Origin of the sequence: Acinetobacter sp. A1, from assembly GCF_012371315.1 — a bacterium.
Lineage (GTDB): Bacteria > Pseudomonadota > Gammaproteobacteria > Pseudomonadales > Moraxellaceae > Acinetobacter.
In genome coordinates, this window is sequence record NZ_JAAZQY010000004.1 from 127,492 (window position 1) to 133,899 (window position 6,408).

General features: G+C 38.9%; 5 protein-coding genes. 2 read left to right on the top strand and 3 right to left on the bottom strand.

The features are described 5' to 3' along the window. Positions 1-9: 9 nt before the first annotated feature. Positions 10-1,524, top strand: a complete 1,515-nt coding sequence (locus HHA41_RS02840) for a hypothetical protein (RefSeq protein WP_168460429.1) — start codon at positions 10-12, stop codon at positions 1,522-1,524. A 195-nt stretch (positions 1,525-1,719) separates the two neighbouring features. After that, positions 1,720-2,775, top strand: a complete 1,056-nt coding sequence (locus tag HHA41_RS02845) for a hypothetical protein (protein ID WP_354667269.1) — start codon at positions 1,720-1,722, stop codon at positions 2,773-2,775. A 131-nt stretch (positions 2,776-2,906) separates the two neighbouring features. Here HHA41_RS02845 and htpG read toward each other — a convergent pair whose 3' ends face one another. From htpG to HHA41_RS02860, 3 genes are all read right to left on the bottom strand, one after another. Beyond that, positions 2,907-4,823, bottom strand: a complete 1,917-nt coding sequence (gene htpG / locus HHA41_RS02850) for a molecular chaperone HtpG (protein WP_168460433.1) — start codon at positions 4,821-4,823, stop codon at positions 2,907-2,909. Between the two features lie 94 nt (positions 4,824-4,917). Further along, the gene (locus HHA41_RS02855; RefSeq protein ID WP_252726710.1) at positions 4,918-5,223 is read right to left on the bottom strand and encodes a lysozyme inhibitor LprI family protein; all 306 of its coding nucleotides are present in this window, start codon (positions 5,221-5,223) and stop codon (positions 4,918-4,920) included. A 206-nt stretch (positions 5,224-5,429) separates the two neighbouring features. Further along, positions 5,430-6,050, bottom strand: a complete 621-nt coding sequence (locus HHA41_RS02860) for an OmpW family outer membrane protein (RefSeq protein ID WP_168460437.1) — start codon at positions 6,048-6,050, stop codon at positions 5,430-5,432. Positions 6,051-6,408: the final 358 nt, after the last annotated feature.

Consider the following 6,408-nt stretch of genomic DNA (forward strand, 5'->3'; position numbering starts at 1 on the left):
TGTGCATCTATGAATACATTAGAAAAATCACTGCTTATTAAAGAATTACATGATTTAACCAGTGCGTTATCACTTAAAAAATTAAGTCTGTACGAAACTGCCAAAGCTAAAACACGCATCAAAGAAATTTTTATGCGCTGTGATGAACCTATTTTTCAAAAACAATTGCTCGCATTTAAAACACAGCTTGATCCTATTCAGACGGCACAGGAATTTGCACAACAAAGCTTATATGCACAGTCTTTCCGTGGGTTTTTTACTCAAGTTGAAGAATTGGAAACTGCACTGTATCAACAGCCTGAGTCTGGCTGGGCGATGCTGTATCACGCCCGTACAGGTTGGCAAATTTGGTTAATTCCTGCAGAAAATCGCAGCGCATTACTCAGTGAATTTCAAGATTTAGAACAGACGTATCGCTGGCTGTTAGAACAACAGCAACAGTACAACTGCCTAAAAACAGATGCTGAACTCAACCAAGTGACTCAGCTTGCTCAATTACAAGCAGCAGAGCAACAGATACCACAAGTTCTACCAACCGTGGCTGTGGCAGAAGCAGATACAAATAGCACAACGGAGAACATGATTAGTTTTGATCTGATCACAGAACCTACACTTGTCTCCAAGGCTGACTCTCTACAAATAGAGCGTACAGAAGCTAGCCAACCAGAAATGGCACTTGAGCCTATTGAAAATCAAGTTATTGCGACACCAATAGTAAGCGAAGCAAACGATAACACTGATACCACATCAGCCTTACTGAGTACTGCTCAAGCTACAACAATCGTAAAGCCAGGCTCAAATAAAGTAAAAAGTTTGCAATTAAATCAATATGATTGCCCAATTTCCGCATTAAACTTAGTGCAAAACGAATCCGCTGAGCTATATCGGGTGTTTGTTCCCGAAGTTCCTGAACTCACTCAATATGCCGATGTAGTGGTGCATCTGTCTACACCAGAAGAAGATCAACAACAGGTTTTGGCTCGTGCTGTCTATGTAGCTGAACAAACCGATCTTCATGGGAAATTCGTCAAATATGTGGTCTTGCTTGGTGCTTTAGATCAAATGCAGGCCATTCGGCTGATGCGCAGTTTTTGTGATCAGTTTGAACATGAACTTGCTGCAGTCCGTGAAATATCTTGGGAAAAACTACAGTCTCATTTATTTGACTTTGATCGTTTATTTGAATGTTATAGCCATACTGCACAAGTGGTCTGGCAACAAGAAAATTATTTTCCTTTTATTCCGGTACAACATGTTCACGCCACAAAATTTATTCAGTTTGAAGAAAGTGAAGCACAAAGTCAGACGCCATTAATTTTATTGAAAGAGCGCCAAAAAATTCGCCTGATTCATGGGCAAAAGCGCTTGCAGCTCTCACGCACAGAGCAAGCCGTTCCGCATATCCTACTTGACCGTCAACACGGTATTAGCTGGCAAATGATTCAAAAAATCATTTCACAATTACAACAACCCATTGATGCCTTACAACTCTGCCAAGCGATTCAAATGCATCAAGAAAACTAAAACAGATACTCAAATAAACCTTTGTATTATGATTTTGTAGCTAGGGCTTGCTTTTATCTGACAGATTTTCAACACTAACGAAAATAGCTTAAAGATCAGTAAATAATGTCAAGAATAAAGCATACTTCACCCTTTATATTAAGCTGTCTCTTGAGTGGGGTTACTGGCATTACATTTGCCCAAGAATCTAACCAAATCACTGTAGATACAGCTACACCAACACCACCTTATGAACTGCCTGTGGTTCCACCAAGTTCGGCAGAAAAAAACAGTTTTTATTACACTATTCCACGTTGGGTGGATGCAACACCTACCATTTTACCTGAACAGTCCAATGACCCGATTGTACCCAGCACAGCTGATACTGAGCATTTAACATGGTTTGATCAACGCCAAAAAAAGATTCGTCTTTGGGCAGATAAAACAGCACATAAACTTGACAACTGGTTTGGCGAGCCAAGTCCTGAAGAACCAGCATCTGCTACGTTACGTGTTTTAGTGGATAGCCGTTGGGATAAATATAATGATTATGAGGTTAAACCACGTATTCGAGGTAAAATCGATTTACCCACGCTTGAAAAGAAACTCAGTGTGGTTTTTGGTGATGACTCTCTCGATAACGAATTGCAAAATAACGTCGCCATAACCAATGAAAACCCTGCCAATGCTGAAGACAAAACAGTAGATGGTAAACGTAGCCGTGAAGATAACAGCTCTTTAGCCTTACGTTGGTCTAACTTTGCCGAACGTCTGCCTTTCGAGACTGATGCCGATTTAGGGGTGCGTTCAGGCGATGATATTTATGTGCGTTTAAAAGCCTCTAAAGATTGGACGCTGGAAAATGATTTCTCGTTCCATGCCGAACAAATTTATCGTTATGGTATCGACAGCGAAAACTATCTCAGAACCAACTTAGAACTTATCCATGCGCGTCCTGATCATGCCTTTTTATCCAATCAATTCAGCCTGACTTATGCCGATGCACAAGAGGATGATTTACGTTGGGATAACTACACCTTTAGACAACACCAATTCTTTGCAGGCAACCGCTTTAACTACGGCGTTTATACGGGGGGTTATTACCATGATGATGACTTACGTTTAAACAGTTGGGGGCCGTTTGTTTCTTGGCGCCAACCTTTTTTACGTGAATGGTTCTTTATTCAGGGCGATGTCAATTATTTGAATGATGATCGCGAAGATCGTAATCATTATTTAGGGGCTTTAGTTCGTTTAGAGGCAATTTTCTAAACGATCTATGACTTAAAATATTACAGCCTCCCATAAAAAGACCAAGCCCTGATGTCATCAGGGCTTGGTCTTTTCCACTGATTCACTGCATACCACACAGTGAATCAAGTTTAAAACAGCGTTTTAACAACTTATTTTAATAATAAACTGTTAATGCGTTTCACGTATTCAGCAGGGTCTTCAGGTAAACCACCTTCAGCAATCACAGCCTGATCAAAAATCACATGTGCCAAATCATCAAACTGATTTGAAGCCTGCAACTTTTGCACCAATGGATGCTCAGGATTGATTTCCAAAATTGGTTTGCTCTCAGGTACAGGCTGACCTGCATCTTTCAACATACGAATCAATTGTGGCGAGAGTTCGCCCTCACCTGTTACCAAACATGCAGGTGAATCTACCAAACGTGTAGTTACACGTACTTCTTTGGTTTTAGCGCTTAAAGATGCAGACAATTGTTCAATCACTGGTTTAAATTGTTCCGCTGCCGCATCTAAAGCCTTTTTCTCTTCGGCATCTTGCAGGTCACCTAAATCGACCGCCCCTTTAGATACGTTTTGCAATGGCGTACCGTCAAACTCTTGGACAAAATTCATCGCCCATTCATCTACACGTTCTGCCATTAACAACACTTCAATGCCTTTTTTCTTAAATAACTCAAGTTGCGGTGAGTGTTTAGCAGCATTCAGACTATCAGCCGTTACATAATAAATTGCTTTTTGGCCTTCTTTCATTCGCGCTTTATAATCTGCCAATGATGTACTCATTTCATCATTATTCGAGGTCGCATAACGCAATAATTTCAGGATACGCTCACGATTACCAAAGTCTTCACCCAAGCCTTCTTTTAAGACTGAACCAAACTCTTGATAGAATTGCTTGAATTTTTCTTGGTCTTTTTCATCTTCTGACTTAGCTAAATTATCCAACATGTTCAGAACACGGCGGGTATTGCCTTCACGGATGGTTTTCACATCACGGCTTTCTTGAAGTAGTTCACGACTGACATTTAACGGCAAATCTGCACTATCAACCACACCTTGCACAAAGCGTAGATAATTTGGAATCAGGTTATCTGCCTCATCCATAATAAAGACACGTTTTACATATAATTTAATGCCCGCTTTGGCTTCACGGGTAAAAATATTGTGTGGTGCTTTACTTGGCACATACAACAACTGGGTATATTCCGTACTGCCTTCCACACGGTTGTGCGCCCATGCCAAAGGTGCATCAAAATCGTGGCTTAAGTTTTTATAAAACTCAATATACTGTTCTTCGCTGATCTCGCTTTTATTACGTGTCCATAAGGCACTGGCCGAGTTAATCGCTTCCCATTCATCCGTTTTAACATATTGTCCAGCTTTGGGTGCTTCTCCCTCAGCAGCTTCTTCTTGCTGCCAGATTTCTTTCTGCATTTGAATTGGCAAGCTAATATGATCAGAATATTTATTCACAATCTGCTTTACTTTATAGCTTTCTAAATAATCCAATGCATCATCACGCAAATGTAAAATGATGTCAGTACCACGCTCTGCCTTATGAATTTGTTCAACATCAAATTCACCTGTACCAGCACTGCTCCAACGTACTGCTTCATCTGCAGCAAGGCCTGCACGGCGCGATTCTACGGTAATTTTATCGGCCACGATAAAACCTGAATAGAAACCCACACCAAATTGACCAATCAATTGTGCATCGGCTTTTTGATCACCTGTTAATTTAGACATAAAGTCTTTGGTGCCCGATTTTGCAATCGTGCCTAAATGATCAATCGCTTCCTGTTGGCTTAGACCAATGCCGTTATCTGAAATGGTTAGGGTTTTGTTTTCTTGATCTAGACGAATACGTACACGTAAATCAGGATCATTTTCATAATATTCAGGATGATTGATACCCTCAAAACGTAATTTGTCACAGGCATCTGATGCGTTAGAAATAAGTTCACGCAAGAAGATTTCAGGGTTGGAATAAAGAGAATGGGTCACCAAATGTAATAATTGCGCCACTTCGGCTTGGAAACTATGTTTTTGGCTATGTTCGCTCATTCATCACTCCTTAAATTCATAAACATGGTTATTGTTGGATGTGTTAATGAATTGGAGTGATGTCCTGATTTTTCAAGCCTAAATCTAGAAAAATTTAAAAAGGTGCGCGTTGATAGATACGATTCAGATGCTCATCCAATTTTTGCTGACGTAGATCATACACCTGAGTTAAACACGATAGTGAACTGCCGCAACGATCACGTAATTCTAACCAACGAAATTGCTCGTCACGAATTTGTGAGCGCGTACCCATCGCAACTAAACGACTGACTATACGATAGGTGGTGGCCATTTTCACATCGGCATCATCCACAGCGCGGTGCTCACAAATGGCATGTTCGGTTTGTGTTTTGGCTTTTTCACAAGAAAAACTGGCTGCATGACTAAATGAACTGAGCATGAAACAGGCACAAAAAATCCAACTATATTTTATAAACATGATATTTCCTTATTTTTCATACTCTACTTTATTCTTCAAAATTTAAATGAACATTGCCTATACGCTCAATCTTTTCATTTTGCACATTTGTTATTTTTTGCAATAAAAAACCCCATCATAAAGATGGGGTTGCGCTGATTTTTATTATTATAAAGAGCTAGCAATTATTAGAATTTGTAACTATAACCAATGGTGTACACCATTGGATCGATGTCTAAATCAAACTTAGCCGCCGTTGCACCTGCAGCCGTTTTAGCAGTTACTTCTGGACTCAATTGTGCATAACGTGCATCAAAGAACACACCCCAGTTTTTCGCATCAGCTGGCTGGAAGTTAAAACCAACTTGACCTGCAAAACCAAAGTCCTCTTTTACTTTTACTTTAAAAGCGTCTAATGGTCCTGTAGTCTCTTCATCCCAAGCGACAAATGCTGTACCACCCACACCGATATATGGCGTGAAACCAGTTGAGTTTTTAAAGTGATATTTAGCTGTTAAAGTTGGCGGTAAATGCTTAATTTTAACAGCATCTGCACCCGCAGCCGTTACTGTATGACTAATTGGTGTAGCAAGTAACAATTCAGTAGAAATGTTGTCATTAAAAAAATATTCTACAGATGGTGTAAATGCATATTCATGATCTGCTTCAACCTCAATACCACCTAATTGTTGTACTGTACTTGAAGTAGTAGGTGCTAAAACAGAACCACCAACTTTAACTTGCCATTGACCTGCCATTGCAGAAGCAGACATACCCATTAATGCAATTAGAGCAACTTGCTTTAACATTTTAAAACCACCTTTAGAATAAAAATCTTAACGCTTAATTAATATTAAACATGATCACTGTTAATATGCAACATATATTAAACATAATATTTTAATTATTTTATAAGCTGTTCATTATTATATAAATTTATTTTAAATAGACCAAATTACTTGGTTTTAAAACCCTAGTTAATTAATAAAGTTTATATTATTATTTCCCGACTATATTACTCAATTTTATTTAAAATTAAATTAAAATATCTATTTAAAATACATCTTATATTTATTTAAAAATTAAACAAGGCGAATTCAAACATGAGGTGCGACAGTTTGAAAAGTCTTATGATAATCAACAAGCTGAGCAAATTTCTCTAATGGT

Excerpts from the sequence above, each read along its gene's own strand:
- HHA41_RS02840 (WP_168460429.1), top strand. The coding sequence starts at position 10 with ATGAATACATTAGAAAAATCACTGCTTATTAAAGAATTACATGATTTA.
- HHA41_RS02855 (WP_252726710.1), bottom strand. The coding sequence starts at position 5,223 with ATGCTCAGTTCATTTAGTCATGCAGCCAGTTTTTCTTGTGAAAAAGCC.
- htpG (WP_168460433.1), bottom strand. The coding sequence starts at position 4,823 with ATGAGCGAACATAGCCAAAAACATAGTTTCCAAGCCGAAGTGGCGCAA.
- HHA41_RS02860 (WP_168460437.1), bottom strand. The coding sequence starts at position 6,050 with ATGTTAAAGCAAGTTGCTCTAATTGCATTAATGGGTATGTCTGCTTCT.